At 66.2% G+C, this 14,951-nt stretch carries 15 protein-coding genes and 2 tRNA genes; 8 read left to right on the forward strand and 9 right to left on the reverse strand.

Features of this window, described 5'->3' with window-relative positions; translation table 11 throughout:
* Positions 1 to 45: 45 nt before the first annotated feature.
* The 6 genes from QZ271_RS09255 to mqnP form a co-directional block, all read right to left on the reverse strand.
* Positions 46 to 1,668 carry an ATP-binding protein gene (locus QZ271_RS09255; RefSeq protein WP_291430764.1) on the reverse strand — a complete coding sequence of 541 codons (1,623 nt, stop codon included), beginning with the start codon at positions 1,666 to 1,668 and terminating at the stop codon, positions 46 to 48.
* Between the two features lie 207 nt (positions 1,669 to 1,875).
* A complete protein-coding gene (locus QZ271_RS09260) occupies positions 1,876 to 2,553 on the reverse strand; it encodes a response regulator transcription factor (protein WP_010887388.1) in 678 nt (225 codons plus the stop codon).
* Between the two features lie 49 nt (positions 2,554 to 2,602).
* Entirely contained in the window at positions 2,603 to 3,202 is a 600-nt protein-coding gene (locus tag QZ271_RS09265; RefSeq protein WP_291430766.1) for an adenylate/guanylate cyclase domain-containing protein, read from the reverse strand.
* 160 nt (positions 3,203 to 3,362) lie between these two features.
* Entirely contained in the window at positions 3,363 to 3,791 is a 429-nt protein-coding gene (locus QZ271_RS09270) for a hypothetical protein (protein WP_291430768.1), read from the reverse strand.
* A gap of 246 nt (positions 3,792 to 4,037) precedes the next feature.
* Positions 4,038 to 4,409 carry a hypothetical protein gene (locus QZ271_RS09275; protein ID WP_291430770.1) on the reverse strand — a complete coding sequence of 124 codons (372 nt, stop codon included), beginning with the start codon at positions 4,407 to 4,409 and terminating at the stop codon, positions 4,038 to 4,040.
* Complete coding sequence (gene mqnP, locus QZ271_RS09280) at positions 4,391 to 5,257, reverse strand: menaquinone biosynthesis prenyltransferase MqnP (protein WP_291430772.1); 867 nt, start codon at positions 5,255 to 5,257, stop codon at positions 4,391 to 4,393. The genes QZ271_RS09275 and mqnP overlap by 19 nt, the downstream gene beginning before the upstream one ends.
* Before the next feature lie 128 nt (positions 5,258 to 5,385).
* On the opposite strand from mqnP, the gene QZ271_RS09285 reads away from it, so the two are divergent.
* The 4 genes from QZ271_RS09285 (at position 5,386) to QZ271_RS09300 (ending at position 7,782) form a co-directional block, all read left to right on the forward strand.
* A tRNA-Pro gene (locus tag QZ271_RS09285) sits at positions 5,386 to 5,462 on the forward strand.
* A 39-nt stretch (positions 5,463 to 5,501) separates the two neighbouring features.
* Positions 5,502 to 5,575: transfer RNA gene (locus tag QZ271_RS09290), tRNA-Gly, on the forward strand.
* Positions 5,576 to 6,016: 441 nt separating this feature from the next.
* Positions 6,017 to 7,195 (forward strand): VWA domain-containing protein, encoded by a 1,179-nt coding sequence (locus tag QZ271_RS09295; protein ID WP_291430774.1) that lies wholly within the window; start codon positions 6,017 to 6,019, stop codon positions 7,193 to 7,195.
* A 2-nt stretch (positions 7,196 to 7,197) separates the two neighbouring features.
* Positions 7,198 to 7,782 (forward strand): hypothetical protein, encoded by a 585-nt coding sequence (locus QZ271_RS09300; RefSeq protein ID WP_291430776.1) that lies wholly within the window; start codon positions 7,198 to 7,200, stop codon positions 7,780 to 7,782.
* 24 nt (positions 7,783 to 7,806) lie between these two features.
* On the opposite strand, the gene QZ271_RS09305 is transcribed toward QZ271_RS09300, so the two are convergent.
* The 3 genes from QZ271_RS09305 to QZ271_RS09315 all read right to left on the reverse strand — a co-directional run bounded on the left by QZ271_RS09305 (position 7,807) and on the right by QZ271_RS09315 (position 9,722).
* Positions 7,807 to 8,259: a hypothetical protein gene (locus QZ271_RS09305; protein ID WP_291430778.1), complete on the reverse strand. Its 453-nt coding sequence runs from the start codon at positions 8,257 to 8,259 to the stop codon at positions 7,807 to 7,809.
* Positions 8,256 to 9,365 (reverse strand): hypothetical protein, encoded by a 1,110-nt coding sequence (locus QZ271_RS09310; protein ID WP_291430780.1) that lies wholly within the window; start codon positions 9,363 to 9,365, stop codon positions 8,256 to 8,258. The genes QZ271_RS09305 and QZ271_RS09310 overlap by 4 nt, the downstream gene beginning before the upstream one ends.
* Before the next feature lie 96 nt (positions 9,366 to 9,461).
* Positions 9,462 to 9,722, reverse strand: coding sequence for a hypothetical protein (locus QZ271_RS09315; protein WP_291430782.1), 261 nt, complete (start codon positions 9,720 to 9,722; stop codon positions 9,462 to 9,464).
* Between the two features lie 187 nt (positions 9,723 to 9,909).
* On the opposite strand from QZ271_RS09315, the gene QZ271_RS09320 reads away from it, so the two are divergent.
* From QZ271_RS09320 to QZ271_RS09335, 4 genes are all read left to right on the forward strand, one after another.
* Positions 9,910 to 12,696 (forward strand): DEAD/DEAH box helicase family protein, encoded by a 2,787-nt coding sequence (locus tag QZ271_RS09320; protein WP_291430783.1) that lies wholly within the window; start codon positions 9,910 to 9,912, stop codon positions 12,694 to 12,696.
* Positions 12,693 to 13,139: a hypothetical protein gene (locus QZ271_RS09325; protein WP_291430785.1), complete on the forward strand. Its 447-nt coding sequence runs from the start codon at positions 12,693 to 12,695 to the stop codon at positions 13,137 to 13,139. Before QZ271_RS09320 ends, QZ271_RS09325 begins: the two co-directional genes overlap by 4 nt.
* Positions 13,140 to 13,225: 86 nt before the next feature.
* Positions 13,226 to 13,801 (forward strand): hypothetical protein, encoded by a 576-nt coding sequence (locus QZ271_RS09330; RefSeq protein WP_291430787.1) that lies wholly within the window; start codon positions 13,226 to 13,228, stop codon positions 13,799 to 13,801.
* Positions 13,798 to 14,364 carry a hypothetical protein gene (locus QZ271_RS09335; protein ID WP_291430789.1) on the forward strand — a complete coding sequence of 189 codons (567 nt, stop codon included), beginning with the start codon at positions 13,798 to 13,800 and terminating at the stop codon, positions 14,362 to 14,364. Before QZ271_RS09330 ends, QZ271_RS09335 begins: the two co-directional genes overlap by 4 nt.
* Positions 14,365 to 14,951: the final 587 nt, after the last annotated feature.

Raw genomic sequence — 14,951 nt, forward strand, 5'->3', positions numbered from 1 at the left:
GTCGGCCCTTTCTATCAACCATCAACCGTTCACCATCATCCCCTGTTACGGGATGTCTTCGTCGTCGAGCACGGGCACGTTCCCGATGGGCAACTCGACGTGGGCGGTGGTGCCGTGTCCGACCTGGCTTTCCAGCCAGATGCGCCCGCCGTGGGCGTCCACGATGCCGCGCGCGATGCTCAGGCCCAGGCCCGCGCCGCCCTGGTCGCGGCTGCGGCTGTCTTCCAGGCGGTAAAAGCGGTCGAACAGCCGCTCAAGTTGATCGGCGGGAATGCCGGGGCCGTCGTCCTGTACGCTCAGGCGCACGGCCTGTCCGCCCAGGGCGGCGCTGCTGACGGTATGACTGCCAAGCGTGACGGTCTGCGCGCCAGCTTTCAGGGCGTTGCTGACGAGGTTGATGATCACCTGTTTCAGGCGGTCCGGGTCACCCTCGAAGGTGACCTCCTGGCCGGTGGTGGTCAGTGTCGTCTGCTGCGCCTGTGCCAGCGGCGCAAGTTCGCGGGCGATGTCGGACAGCAGCAGCGTGGCGAAAATGGGTTCGCGGGCCAGCAGCAGCGCGCCGCTGTCGCTGCGCGCCAGTTGCAGCAGGCTGGCGATCAGGTTGGTCAGGCGGGCCGATTCGCTCTGAATGATCTTCAGGCTTTCCTGCTGCTGCTCGGTGGGGTTGGTGCGGCGCAGCAGGTACCCGGCGTGCCCGCTGATGGCCGTGACTGGCGTGCGCAGTTCGTGGCTGGCGTCGCTCGTAAAGCGGCGCTGCGCGTCGAAGCTGTCTTCCAGGCGGCCCAGCATGGCGTTCAGCGCCGTGGCGAGGGACTCGACCTCGTCACCGGTCTTCGGGACAGGCACACGGTCGGTGAGGGTCTGCCCGCCGATGTGTTCAGCGGCCCGCTGCACGCGGCGCAGGGGTTGCAGGGCCTGCCCGGCCAGCACGTACGCGCCGCTGCCAGCGGTGATCAGGCCCACCACGAACAGCAGCAGGATCACGTTCTGCAACTGTGAAAGCGTGTCCTGCACGGTAATCAGGGACCGCGCGACGTACACGATGCTCAGGCCGTCGCTAGAACCGAACACACCGGCACTTTCCGCGCGGTCCCGCACCTGTGGGAGCGGGGTCAGGACGACCATCAGGCGCATCAGGGTGGGGGCCGAGCGGTACGGTTCCTGCACGAGGTGATTGAGGAACATCTGGCCGCTGCTGGAGCGGATCAGGTCCGACAGTTCCTCCCCGGACAGGCTGATGGGCCGCTGCGTGTCCACCCCCAGGGAGCGGCGCGAGGCGTCGCGCAGGGCCTCGAGGGTGCTGAGCAGCGCGGCGCGTTCCTCGGGGCTGCGGGCGCGGTTCAGGGAGTCCAGCAGCGTCTGCCGGTCGTACACGTCAATCTGTTCCAGCGCGAGGCTGGAGTTCGGGAACTGGTAGCGGGCCAGCATCAGCGAGTCGTAGACCTGACCGGGATCGTTGCGGGCCGAGTCCAGTGGCAGGGACAGTTCGCTGGCCGCGCGGGTGCTCTGCACGTACGTGGTGAACTGCGTGTACGTACTCCGAAGCTCGTTATCCAGCCCGCCGATCAGGTTGCTGCGCATCAGGTACAGCGTCGTGAGCCCCACGCTGGTCAGCAGCAGGGCCAGCAGCGCGGTGTAGAACAGGGTCAGTCGCCAGCGGAGCGTCATGCGGCCCTGCGGCGGGTGGGGGCGTCTGGCGCGGACATGTCCGGCAGTGTACCGGGCCGCCTCATGAGTCGCGCTTCCCCAGCCATGAGGAACGCGGTGGACGCCGGGAGGCCGCGGCCTGCGACTCCATACCGCAGGCGTCTAGTGTTCCCACTCGCGTCCCCTGGGACTCCAACGGAACTGCAGCCCCTTCAACCGCAGTCCGTATTACTCCTCTCGCAGCACGTAGCCAACGCCGCGCACGGTGTGGATCAGGCGGCGCTCGCCTCCTTCTTCCAGTTTGCGGCGCAGGTACCCGATGTAGACGTCCACGACGTTGCTGCCGCCCGTGTACTCGGGCCAGACCTTCTCCTCGATCTCGAAGCGGGAGAAGACCTTGCCGGGGTTGCGGGCCAGCAGTTCCAGCAGTTCGAACTCCTTGGCCGACAGTTCCACGCGGCGGCCCCCACGGAAGATCTCGCGGCCGTCGAGGTTCATGACCAGATCAGCCACGCGGACCTCACCGGTCACGGCCGGGTTCACGCGGCGCAGGTGGGCGCGCACGCGGGCCAGCAGTTCCTCGATGGAGAACGGCTTGATCAGGTAGTCGTCGGCGCCGCTGTCCAGGCCCTCGACCTTGTCCTGAATGCCGTCCTTGGCGGTCAGGATGATGATGGGAGTGTTGCTGGTCTTGCGGATGCGCCGCGCGACTTCCAGGCCGTCGAGGACGGGGAGCATCAGGTCCAGAATGACAAGATCGGGGTTGACTTCACGGAATTTCGAGAGGCCAGTGACGCCGTCGAAGGCGACTTCGGTCGCGTATCCCTCAGCGGCAAGTTCGAGTTCGATGAACCGAGCGATGTCTTTCTCATCCTCGATGACCAGTACCAGGGGCTTACGTTCCATACGGCTAGTCTAGAGACCGTTCTCATGAGAAGAGGGGCGCGCTGCTTAATCACCTTTCATGCGCCGTGCGTGGATCGGCATTCGGGCGGGGCGGGCTGGGCAGCAGCCGGTATGCGCAGCAGTTCTCACCGAAGCCCTGCAGATGCAGCGGCTGGTACGGTTCGGCCCGTACGCCGGGGGCGCTGGCCAGGACTGCGTCGCAGACCAGGGTCTGGCCGGGTTCGGCTGCGCCGCACAGACGGGTGGCGTAATTGACGGGCAGGCCGTAGGCGCTGTTCTGACCGCCCACGACGCCCATGATGACCTCGCCGCCGGACACCCCGGCGCGCAGGTGCAGGCGCTGGCCCAGGCGGGCGGCCAGGGTCAGGCGGGCGGCGCGGCCATGCGCTTCGGCGGCCGCCTGGCAGGCCTGCGCGGCCTGTTGCAGCGGCCACCACGCCAGGACAGCGTCACCCTGGTGCTGCAGAACATCGCCGCCGCGTGCCTCCAGGCTCAGGATCATGACCTGCACGAATTCCTGCATCAGGGTCTGGTAGTTCCGCAGCGGGAGCTGCTGGGCCATGGTGGTACTGCCGACCAGATCGACCATCACAAAGCACGCAAGGATGCTGTCGTGGGCACCGGGAAGGGGAAGCAGCAGGTCAGCCATAGGACCCCTTCATCATGAAGCACGTAAGGTGGCAGCGAAAGGCCTGAATCGCCGGACGTCAAACGGCTCTGAGGAACAAGTCACAGCAGATCCGTTACTCGCCGGGGAACACAGTGGGATTGATCTTGACCTTTCCGGTCAAGTCTATTGCTCAGTAGAACTACGGAGCCAGAAACCCATGCAGCGGCGGCAGCGTTCGGAAGGCCAACCAGTCACCCACCGCGACCTCCGGGAGCGGCCCGAAGCCTCCCAGAACCATCGGCAAGCGCGCCTGCACCACCAGCGCGCCCGGCATCACGGCCAGCACCCGCCCCACGCCCTCCACAGCCGACACGCCCACCACTGACAGCGCCTCGGGACCACCCGGGACAGGGGCCGTGCCCTGCGGGTCGAGCACACCGTTCACCACCACACGCCCCGGCCCCGGCAGCGCCGCGTACGGCCCGGAACGGTCGAACAGGTACAGCACCCGCCCACCGGAAGCGAACTCCAGCAGCGGGCTGCCCTCGCGCTGCGGGTACAGCGTTCCGTCCGCCGCGAACGCCGCGAAGCGCGCCGTGAACTCCCGCTCCGACGTTTCCAGCGTCAACGCGTCCCCCCACTCTTCGGAACTAAGTACACTGCGTTTATCTTGTCGATAAACCGCGCGGAGCGCGTAACAGCAGAAAGTACGTTGGAGCGGGAATGGAGAGTTTCCGGTGCTTTCCCGGAATCTCGCCATGTTAGCTTCAACGTACTGAACCGCCAGGACATCACCATTCCCTGAAGTCTAGCGCACACTCCGCAGCCCGCCCGGGCCGGGGGCCATGCACTGACCATGCGGCTCTGTGCGGGGTCATTCTCTATTCAGGTCGGCTGGGTCGTACAAGTCATTCGGGTCATCTGGGTCATCCAATTGATCCAGGTCCAGCCAGTCCAGGTCAGGGCGGCCCACGGCCAGCCGCTGCTCGCCCGTCAGGGTATCCAGCAGCGCGTCGGCCCGCTCCAGTGCGAAGGTCCCCTCGACCTCCCGCTGCACGTGAATGAAGGCCAGTCCCAGCAGGCGTTCGAGCACCGCCCAGGCCAGCGTGCCCGGCGGGTGGGCGTCACGGGCGCGCTGCAGCAGGGTGGCGGTCAGGCGGTCGTCGCCGTCCGCGAAGGCCTGCGCCGCCGCGCGCGGCACCAGCCGCCGCAGGGAGGGCCGGTCATTCAGGTCAGGGTCCGCCACGTCACGTCCACGATCACGCCGGCCAGCATGGTCAGCGCCAGCCACATGTTCGCGTCGAAGAATGCCACGTTCACCTTCGCCAGGTCGTTCGGGTTCAGGATGCGGTGTTCGAACAGCAGAATGCCGCCCATCGCCAGCGCCGCGAGGTAATACCAGAAGCTCGCGCCCGCCAGCACGCCGACCAGCAGCAGCAGCGCGAAGGTCAGGGCGTGACTGGCCGCCGCGATCCGCAGGGCGCGCGCGATCCCGAAACGGGCCGGGATACTCCGGACGCCGTTCTGCACGTCGAACTCCCGGTCCATCGTGGCGTAGATGACGTCCAGGCCGATCATCCAGAAGATCACGACTGCCCACAACGCCCAGGCAGGCGGCGCGAATTCACCCGTCACGGCAATCCAACCGCCGGCCGCCGCCGCGCCGTCCGTCACGCCCAGCCACGCGTGACACAGCCACGTGAACCGCTTGGTGTACGGGTACCCGATCAGGAACACCACGGCCAGTGGCAGCAGCGCCAGACACAGCGGGTTCAGTTGCGCCGCCGCGAACGCCATGACGATCAGACTGACGATCACCAGCGTCCACGCCTGCGCCGGGCTGACCTTCCCGCTCGGCACCTCCCGGCCCGCGGTGCGGGGATTACGGGCGTCAATGAACCGGTCGATCACGCGGTTGGCGCCCATCGCGGCGGTGCGGGCGGCGGCCATGGCGACCGTCACCCACACCAGCACGCCCCAGCCGGGCCAGCCCGTGCCACTGTGCTGCAGGCTGGCCAGCAGCATTCCCGCGTACGCGAACGGCAGCGCGAACACGGTGTGTTCGAACTTCACCAGGTCCAGGTAGGTTTTCACGCGCGACTTCACTCCGGTTCCCACGACGCCTTCACTCACAATGCCGCAGAATACGCCTCCGGGCTGCCCGCGCGCCCCCTACCCACCCGCCCCGTTTTTGCTATAGTGCTCAGGCGCGCGGTGCTTGACGAGGCGTAGCGCAGGCCGGTAGCGCACTTGGTTTGGGACCAAGGGGTCGCTGGTTCGAATCCAGTCGCCTCGACCAGACTGCTCTGAACAGGCAGCACAACGCAGCGCGCCGCACGCGGGATTGGTGTAGTGGTAGCACAGCAGCCTTCCAAGCTTCTGGCCTCGGTTCGAATCCGTGATCCCGCTCCACAGACCGGCCCCCACCCCAGGGGGCCCTTTTCCTTTCTACCTCTTCTCTCCTCTCTTTCGTTTACGGCCCACGCACGCGCCCTTAGCTCAGCTGGATAGAGCAACCGCCTTCTAAGCGAGGCGGTTCTTTTTTTGCCCCCGTTCACGACGGCATATAAATACTGTGCAGATTGAGCAGTATTCCGTCCTGGACATCATTCTCAGAACTCACAGTATTTCAGTGCCGTGTTCATCGGAATTCTTTTTTCCTAGCAATCTACGGGAAATGGCCCGCAAATGGCCCGTGACTATACAGTCGTATTCATCGTCCAGCACGCACTTGACTGGGGTGCAGCTTGCCTTATACAGTCGGGGCCATTTTTTCCTACTGCGGCCCTTCAGTACCTGGGTTTTCCCAATTTTCTTTCGGCGAAAGATTGAGCAGTTCCAGACACTGAGGGCATGAGCCACAACATCAGGATCATCCCGGCCCGGCATTCTTCTCTCACACCTGCCCTTCTCGACGTGCTGATTCGCATCACACCGCAGGCAGCAACAGAAGCACCCCCTGTTGACCTCGCCCTGGTCGTCGACACCAGCGGCAGCATGAACGGCACCGCCCTCAATCAGGCCCGCGACGCGATTCACGCCCTGATCCCTCAGTTCCGCCCCGACGACCGCGTGGCGCTGGTGACCTACGCCACCGGCCCCACCATGCAACTGCCCCTTCTCCCTCTCGGTGATGGGCTCCCGCTGCGCCAGCGTCTCACCCACCTGCGTGCCTCGGGCAACACGGCCCTGCACGCAGGCTGGCAGCTGGGCACCGGCCTGCTGATAGGGGCGCGGCACCCCGCTCGGCTCTCCAGCGTTCTCCTCCTGACCGACGGCAAGCCCAATGTCGGCGAAACGCGCCCCACCGCGCTGGCCGCCGACCTGCGCCACGCCCTGCTGCAGGGCATCAGTACCAGCGTGGTCGGCAGCGGCCTGCGCTACAACGAGACACTGCTCGAACGGCTCGCCGACGCCGGGGACGGGCACTTCCATCATGCCGAGCAACCCCATGAACTTGGGCACCTGCTGAGCACCGAGCTCGCCCACCTCCACAGCACCGTCGGACGCCAGGCCCGCCTGCGGGTTGAGGGGATCGAGGTGATCGACGTCCTCAACGACCTGCCCCGCGAAGGGTACGACCTGCTGCTCCCACCACTGCGGGCCGGAGGGGAGATGCGCCTGCTGCTGCGCGTGCGCGCCCACGCCGGGCAGACGGCACAACTCAGCCTCACCTGGACGGACCTGCAGGGGCACGCCCAGCGTCAGGACCTGACCTTCACCGTGCTGCTGGCCGTGGGGGTGACCGGACCGGAGCATCCCGAGGTCGTCCAGCGACGCGCTGAGCTGCTCGCCGCCCGCGCCCAGCGGGAACTCGCCGGGCACCTCGACGGCGGCGACGTGGCCCGCGCACTGGACACCCTGACGCTCAGCCGCCGCCACCTGCTGCGTGCCCAGGCAGGCGGTGCTGACGTGGGAAGCGACCTGGAGGAACTGGGCGAGCTGGAACGGCAGGTCCGGCGCGGTGAGCGTCAGGCGGCCAGCAAGAAGGCCCGCAGTCAGGCGTACTCCAAGTCCACCGGACGGGACTGAACATGCTCACCGGCCAGACCTGGATTCACCTGCCGGACGATCTCCCCCGCGTGGCAGGGGTCGCCGACTTCGAGCTCGCCGTCATGGCAGGCACGCTGATCCACCGGCGGGTCCCCTGGGTGCGGTCACAGCGGTGGTGGGATCTCCCGGAGACCGGCACCTTATATATAGGGGGCTCTCAGCAGTACCTGCGGGCCGTGTACCTGATCTCCCGGCGCGGCTTCGTGATCGAGTGCTTTCACCACGGCGAGCCGTACCACCTGGGATTCAGCGCCGACGTGGATGACCTCGTGCGCGTCCTGCGTCTGGCGTTCCTGGTGCCCGAAGAGTTCCGCCGCCTGCCCTGGCTCCCCAGCCTCCGACCCGACCCCGACGTCAGTGGCGCGTGGGCACGCGCCTACGGGCGCCTGCTCGAACTTCCCGCCCCCCGCAGCCGCCCCCTCGACCCCCGCACCCCCGAGCAGGAGAAGACCGACGTGCTGAGGATGATCCGCCTGGAGGGACTGATCCCCCAGATCACGCAACTGCGTGCCCGGCTTGACCGACGACTCCTGGCACTTCGGTCAGACGAACCCATCCAGGCTTGAGGGGAGGCGCGGGCCTCCCCTTCTTCAGTACCTCTCGGTCGCGGCCTGCCACGCCGCCCGCAACTCCCGCCCAGTGTGGGCGTCGATCAGATCGAGGATGAGCGGATTGGCCTGCGCCTGGGGCCGGACGGCCAGCACCCGGCGCACCACGTCGTCGTCGGCCAGCTCAGGGTGCAGAACGGTCAGCGCGAAGCTCGCCACGGCAGGGCTGCGGCTGATCCCCGCAAAGCAGTGGACGTGCAGTTCCTGACCGGCGCCAGGGCCGACCAGGAAGCGTTCAATCTGACGCAGGTGCCAGGGCTGCGGCGGCTCGTCGAGGTCATCGCCGTCGGCGTCGTGGAACACCAGGGTCAGCAGGGGGCCGTCATGCGCTTCAACGGCGTCCGGGAGGGGATCACCGGGGTCGCGCAGGCTGATGAGCGCAATCCCGACGGGCAGGGCTGGGAAGTCGGTGACGCCGCTGACGCTGATATTCACTGGTCCTCCTGGGGCACCTGCTTCTCGTACTCGGGCATGACCGGATTCTGGGCGACCAGCAGGTGCCAGCCCTCCCGACCACTGCGGGCCACGGCGAGGTGCCGCGCCGTGATGCCCATCTCCTGACTGTTGAACTCGGCGTTCAGGCTCTCGATGAGGGTGTCCTCGATCTGCACGAGCAGTCTGGGCGAGACGGTCAGCGGCAGGATCAGGATCAGGTAGCCGCCAGCCCGTACGGCGTTGATCGTGTTCTCCAGGATCTTCTCTAACCAATCGGCATAGCCCTCGTCGCTCTGCTCGTAGCCGTCGGCGACCAGGTTCAGGGTGGTGGGCAGCGGCGGGTGCAGGAAGAGCAGGTCGACCAGTGGGTGCGCGGTGCCCTCCAGTACCTCCAGCAGGTCCTCTTCCAGCAGGTTGATCTCCCGGATGAAGGGCTGGGCGGGGAAACGGTCGCTGGCCCAGGCAGCGTGCCCGAGGTGCGTGGCGATGCGGGCGATGGTGCCGCTCCCGGCCATCGGGTCGGCGACCGTGCCGACGCCCGGCAGGTACTGCGCGATCAGGCTGCGCGCCACCGCCGGGTGCAGGCCCTCGACGAATTCAACCTCGTGATCCCCGTACACCCAGGCGACGTCCTGCGCGCCGTACAGGCGGGGCGTGCGCCGGGTCTGCGGGTCGGGTGCCAGCCACCCGCTGCCCAGGGCCTGCGGGCCAGGTAGCTGGTCTGCGAGGTGCTGGGCCAGCTGGCGGCGCTGGGCGGGCAGTTTCCCGCTCAATACGAGACCGTCGAGCTTGCCGTCCCGTTCCTCGGCGTTCAGCTTCTCCAGCAACTGGAAGTTCGCGCCCCCGGCCAGCAGGGCGCGTCGCGTGACGCCCCAGCGGGCCAGGTAGCGCAGGTGGTGACGGAAGTGGCGGTAGCTGACGCCTGTGTCATCGGCTACCGCCTGAAAATCGAGCTGTCCGGCATTCAGGTCCTGCATGAAGCGTTTCATGAGGTGTTCGTCCTGCTCGGGCGTTTCAGGCGTCGGCTCGTGCGCTTCGCCGTAGTGGTGAGCGACCCAGCGCAGCAGCTGGGCGTAGGTGGTCCAGGTGTGTCCAGGTCGCGGCATACCCGTATTCTTTCATAGTCAATCTTTTTCGTCGAACGAAAAATAGCTTAGGCTATCTGGTCGATCTGCCAGTCTGAACGCGCTGGTTCTGTACGGTCAGAGCTCGTCGCTGCTCTGTTCTTCGGCCTTGCGACGGGCGGCTTTCATGGCCTGATAGCGGGCGCGGCGCTCGGCGACGCTACTGGCTCCCTCAGCGAGAGCGGCAGCGATGCCTTCGGACATGGCGATCTTCCTGGCGATCTGCTCGTCGGTCAGCTCCTCGGGGTTGACTTCCACGCCCAGCTCCCGGAGTCCGGCGAACGTCGCCTCGTTCGCGGCCTTCCACTGCGCCACCTTCGCCTTCATCTCCTCTGTCATCAGCTCCTGCTGGTCATCCATCTTTCCTCCCCTTTCAGCGTCCAGCTGACTCCGTAGTATCCCTGGCCACCCTTTTTTCCGTCGAAAGAAATATTCCCGATATATGCGGTCTCCTCCTGCACGTTCATGTGCTTTCCTGAGATACCGCCTACCGTCACGCTCTCACTTCTCCCCCGTCGAGGCCCGCATGAAACCCGAAGAACAAGCACGGCTCCTGATCGACCAGCAACTCACGGCCGCCGGGTGGGTCGTACAGGACTACAAGACAGCCGACCTGCACGCCGCCGACGCTGTCGCCCTGCGCGAAGTTCCCACCGCCGCCGGGCCCTGCGACTACATGCTGTTCTACAGGCGCCGCGCCATCGGGATCGTCGAGGCCAAACCCGAGGGCACCTCCCTGATCGGGGTCAGCGAGCAGACCGAGAAGTATGCCAGCGGCCTGCCCCCGCACCTGAAGGTCGTTGCCGACCCCCTCCCCTTCGGGTACGAAGCGAACGGGCACGCCATCCAGTTCCGGGACCTGCGCGACCCCGACAGCCGCTCCCGGCCCGTGTTCTTCTTCCATCAGCCCGCCACGCTGAACAGCTGGGCGCGGCAACCCCTGACCCTGCGCGGACGCCTGCGCCACCTGCCCCCCCTGGCCCGCACCGGCCTGCGGGACGCGCAGTTCGAGGCGATCACCAAGCTGGAGCAGTCCCTGGCGCAGGACCGCCCCCGCGCCCTGATCCAGATGACGATGGGCAGCGGCAAGAGCTACACCGCCGTCGCCAGCGCCTACCGCCTCCTGAAGTACGGCGGGGCGCGGCGGGTCCTGTTCCTGGTCGATCGGGGCAACCTGGGCCTGCAGGCCCTCGGGGAGTTCAGCAACTTCACCGCCCCCGACGACGGCCGCAAGTTCACCGAGCTGTACGGTGTGCAGCACCTGAACAGCAACACCATCGACCCGAACGCGCAGGTCGTGATCACCACCATCCAGCGCCTGTACTCCATCCTGCGCGGCGAGACCGACTTCGACGCCGGGAACGAGGAACGCAGCGCCTACGAACTCGGCGGCGCCGACGACGGCCCGGACACCGAACGCCTCGTCTCGTACGACCCCCGGCTGCCCATCGAGACCTTCGACTTCATCATCGCCGACGAATGCCACCGCTCCATCTACGGCACCTGGCGGCAGGTGCTGGAGTACTTCGACGCCTTCCTGACCGGCCTGACCGCCACGCCCGACGCCCGCACCATCGGATTCTTCAACAGCAACCTGGTGATGGAGTACGGGCATGAGCGCGCCGTGGCTGACGGCGTGAACGTCGACTTCGACGTGTACCGCATCCGCACCGAGATCAGCGAGAAAGGCGCCGCCGTCGCCAGCGGCGAATACCTCGACTACCGCGACAACCGCACCGGCAAGGTCGAACTGCGGCAACTGGACGACACCTTCGAGTACGCCGCCACGCACCTCGACCGCACCGTCGTCGCGCCCGACCAGATCCGCACGATCATCCGCGAATACCGCGACACCGTCCTGCCCCTCGTGTTCTCCGACCGTACCCACACGCCCAAGACCCTGATCTTCGCCAAGAACGACAGCCACGCCGACGACATCGTCAAGATCGTCCGCGAAGAATTCGGGAAGGGCAACGACTTCTGCAAGAAGATCACGTACGGCGTCACCGGCGAACGCACCGACACCCTGATCCAACAGTTCCGGAACAGCTTCAACCCCCGCGTGGTCGTCACCGTCGACATGATCGCCACCGGCACCGACATCCGCTCCCTGGAAGTCCTGCTGTTCATGCGGGACGTGAAAAGCCGCACCTACTTCGACCAGATGAAGGGACGCGGCACCCGCGTCGTGGACCCCGAGGAACTCCGCAAGGTCAGCAGCGACGCCAAGGCCAAGGGCTTCTTCCTGCTCGTCGACGCGGTCGGCGTGACTGAGACCGACAAGAGCGAGGCCCGCCCCCTGGAACGCCAGCGCAGCGTCTCGCTGGAGAAACTGCTGCACAACGTCGGACTGGGAGACACCCGCGAAGACACCCTGCGCTCCCTGGCCGGACGCATTGCCCGCCTCGACCGCAGCCTCAGCCCCCAGCAACGCCAGGAGATCGAGGAACTCGCCGGGCAACCCATCCGCACCCTGATCGGCACCCTGCTGAGCAGCGTCGACCCTGACACCGCCCAGAACCGCGCCGAGGCCACCGCCGCCGCCGAGCACCGCGCCGTCACCCCCGAGGACCTTCAGGACGCCACCGACGACCTGCGCGACGAGGCAGCCCGCCCCTTCAGCGCGCCCGCACTGCGCGAACTGATCACTCACACCGCCCGCCGGAACGAGACCGTCATCGACATCCTGACCAAGGACCAGGTCATCGGCGGCACGCACGTCGTCCGCGAAGCTCCAGAAGACGTCGCCCGGCGCGTCGCCGAAGGCCGCGTCCAGACCTTCCAGGCATTCATCGAGGCGCACCGCGACGACATCGACGCCCTGAGCATCCTGTACGCCCAGCCGTACGCGCAGCGCCGCGTCACCTTCCGGCAGATCAAGGCCCTGGCCCGCGCCCTGGAGAAACACGACCCCACCCTGACCCCCGAACACCTGTTCGAGGACTTCGCCACGCTGGACGCCACCCACGTCCGCGCCCAGGACGCCCGCCGCCTCCTGACCGACCTGATCACCCTGGTCCGCTACGCCACCCGCCAGGTCGACACCCTGGAGCCGTTCATCAGCACCGTCCACACCCGCTTCGACCGCTGGCTGCACGACCACGAAACCCAGCACGGCCCCTTCACCGACGAGCAGCGCCGCTGGCTGCACCTGATCCGCGACCAGATCGCCACCGACCTCGACGTGGCCGAACCGGACCTGCAGCACATGCCCTTCGACGCCTTGGGCGGCCTGACCCGCGCCCGCAGCGTCTTCGGGGACGGGCGCCTGCGCGCCCTGCTGGCTGAACTGACCACCACCCTCGCCGCGTGACCCCGGAGGTCCCCATGCCCACCCTGAACCGTCTCGTGACTGCCGCCGTTGCCCTGAGCGGCACCGCCGCCGCCGCCCCCTACCTGGGCACCACCACCCCCTTCACCAGCACCAGCTTCTGCCGAGCGCACACCTGCAAACTGGTCGCCACCGTCCCCATCAACTCACAAGACCAGCTGCACTACGACGTGGACGGCCGCTGGCGCGTCATCGTGTGGCGCTACCCCAACGACCTGAAGCGTGTCGGCGGCCAGCAGTATGCCAAGTTCCTGAACCGCGTGAACGGCGTCAGCATGGTCTGGTACGGCGTACAGGACACCCCCTTCGGGTCCGAGGGGGCCTTCGCTGAACTCGTGACCTTCACCACCGGCAAAGCCCTGAGCAAGGACACCGCCCTGAAATGGCTGGACGACAGCAGCCCCGAGAGCGAGCTGCGGTACTAGAACAACTTCGGAGTCTTCCGCAACAGCAGCGTGCTGCCGGGCGCGAACATGGGTATCCTGGAGATGCTCATCTCAGTGATTCCCCGGTGAACGGATCATTCCCGCCTATCCCTTACTGGTGGTACGGCCAACTCCGCGCCCTTCAACTGATTGACGAGCTCCACCGCGTCGGCTTCGAGCAGCTGCGGTTCGCCCGCACCCAGGACATGATGCACATCCGCGTCTACATCTGCGCCGCCCGCCTGACCGACAATCCCAACTGCCTCCTGGCGGAACCGGGCATTCAGGTCGTCATCAATGGTGACGGGAGCTTCCAGCTGTTCTCCCCAGACGACGCGAACCACAACCTGATGCAGCTGTCCGAGAAGTGGACCATCCTTCTGAACGGTACGGGTCACCCCCGGCACCTGGCCGGAGAGTTCATCATGGATTTCCACGACTACCTGCGCCCCGCGTACGGCGCCGACCACGAGTACCGCCAGTGGTTCCGTCAGCTCCGCCCCCACCTTCAACAGGGGCGGCTGCCCGTCATGGTCTACGACTCCGATGTGCACAGCAGGGCGTGGCGAGGCGCCGAGCACATCGGCATGGTGGACAGTGCAGGGAAGGCCATCCTGCTGCCCGCGCCGCCCGCGAACCCGTTCATCGAGGTCACGCGGTGACCACCCCACCCGCCTGGCGCGTCCACGCCCGCACCCTGCTCCTGCTGGACGAACTGCACCGCATCGGCTTCGAGCAACTGCGGTTCGCCCGCACCCGCTCGACAGGGCACATCCGAATCCAGCTGTACGCCGCGAAACTCGCCAATGGCCCCGACTGGATCGTGGAACCGACCGGCCTGCACCTGTTCATCTCGGACATCGAGGGCCAGTTCATGCACCTGCAGTACCCGCAGGGACACCGTGACGACGCCCCCCTGGCCCGCAAGTGGACGGACCTGCTGAGCAGCCCCATGAAACCCCAGCACCTGGCTGGGGAGTTCATCCTGGACTTCCCCGAACTGCTGCGCCCCGCCTACGGCCCCGACCACGAATACCGCCAGTGGTTCCGGCAACTCCGCCCCCACCTGCAGCAGGGCCGCCTGCCCCTCACGTACGACGAGGACTTCTCGATCTACGGCAACGGCTGGAACCCCCACACGCACAGCGTCGTGACTGACCAGCACGGGCAAGAAACCCTGCTGCCCGCGCCGCCCGCCAACCCCTTCCTGCAGGCTACGAGGTGAGCGGCGCCGCCCGCGCCGTCATGGTCGCCCCCTACGCTCCCAACCACGAGGAACCGCTGTTCCCGCTACTTGGCCGGAAGAAGTAAACCCCGCCGGACGGCTACCTTGCGGTCAACGAAACGGGCGACGCCTGCGACAATGAAGGCAATGAGCCAGTCGCCTGACACGCCCGAATTCTCCAGCCCCATCCCCGCAGGCTGGGCAGCAACCACGCTGGGCTCGATAGTTAATAGCATTTCAAGCAAGGTAGAGCCTAAAGATGCCCGCTAAGCTCAATACATAGGGCTGGAGCATATATCTAAGTCCACTGGTATTATAATTGGAAGAGGCATCGCATCCGATGTAACGAGCACCAAGACAGCCTTTTCATCAGGCAATATCCTTTACGGGAAGCTGCGTCCTTATTTAAATAAAGTTGCCGTGCCGAAATTTGATGGGATCTGCTCAACAGACATCATGGTTTTTGAGCCATTATGCGGGATCGACGGACTATACATACAAAAACTACTTCGTAACTGCTCAGCAGGGGACGATCAGACAGAGAAATTGGGCATGAGAATATCCCCCGTGAACACGCTGACCAGTCC

The organism is Deinococcus sp. (assembly GCF_018260555.1).
Lineage (GTDB): Bacteria > Deinococcota > Deinococci > Deinococcales > Deinococcaceae > Deinococcus.

Excerpts from the sequence above, each read along its gene's own strand:
- QZ271_RS09260 (WP_010887388.1), bottom strand. The coding sequence starts at position 2,553 with ATGGAACGTAAGCCCCTGGTACTGGTCATCGAGGATGAGAAAGACATC.
- QZ271_RS09320 (WP_291430783.1), top strand. The coding sequence starts at position 9,910 with ATGAAACCCGAAGAACAAGCACGGCTCCTGATCGACCAGCAACTCACG.
- QZ271_RS09310 (WP_291430780.1), bottom strand. The coding sequence starts at position 9,365 with ATGCCGCGACCTGGACACACCTGGACCACCTACGCCCAGCTGCTGCGC.
- QZ271_RS09295 (WP_291430774.1), top strand. The coding sequence starts at position 6,017 with ATGAGCCACAACATCAGGATCATCCCGGCCCGGCATTCTTCTCTCACA.
- QZ271_RS09265 (WP_291430766.1), bottom strand. The coding sequence starts at position 3,202 with ATGGCTGACCTGCTGCTTCCCCTTCCCGGTGCCCACGACAGCATCCTT.
- QZ271_RS09255 (WP_291430764.1), bottom strand. The coding sequence starts at position 1,668 with ATGACGCTCCGCTGGCGACTGACCCTGTTCTACACCGCGCTGCTGGCC.
- QZ271_RS09315 (WP_291430782.1), bottom strand. The coding sequence starts at position 9,722 with ATGACAGAGGAGATGAAGGCGAAGGTGGCGCAGTGGAAGGCCGCGAAC.
- QZ271_RS09300 (WP_291430776.1), top strand. The coding sequence starts at position 7,198 with ATGCTCACCGGCCAGACCTGGATTCACCTGCCGGACGATCTCCCCCGC.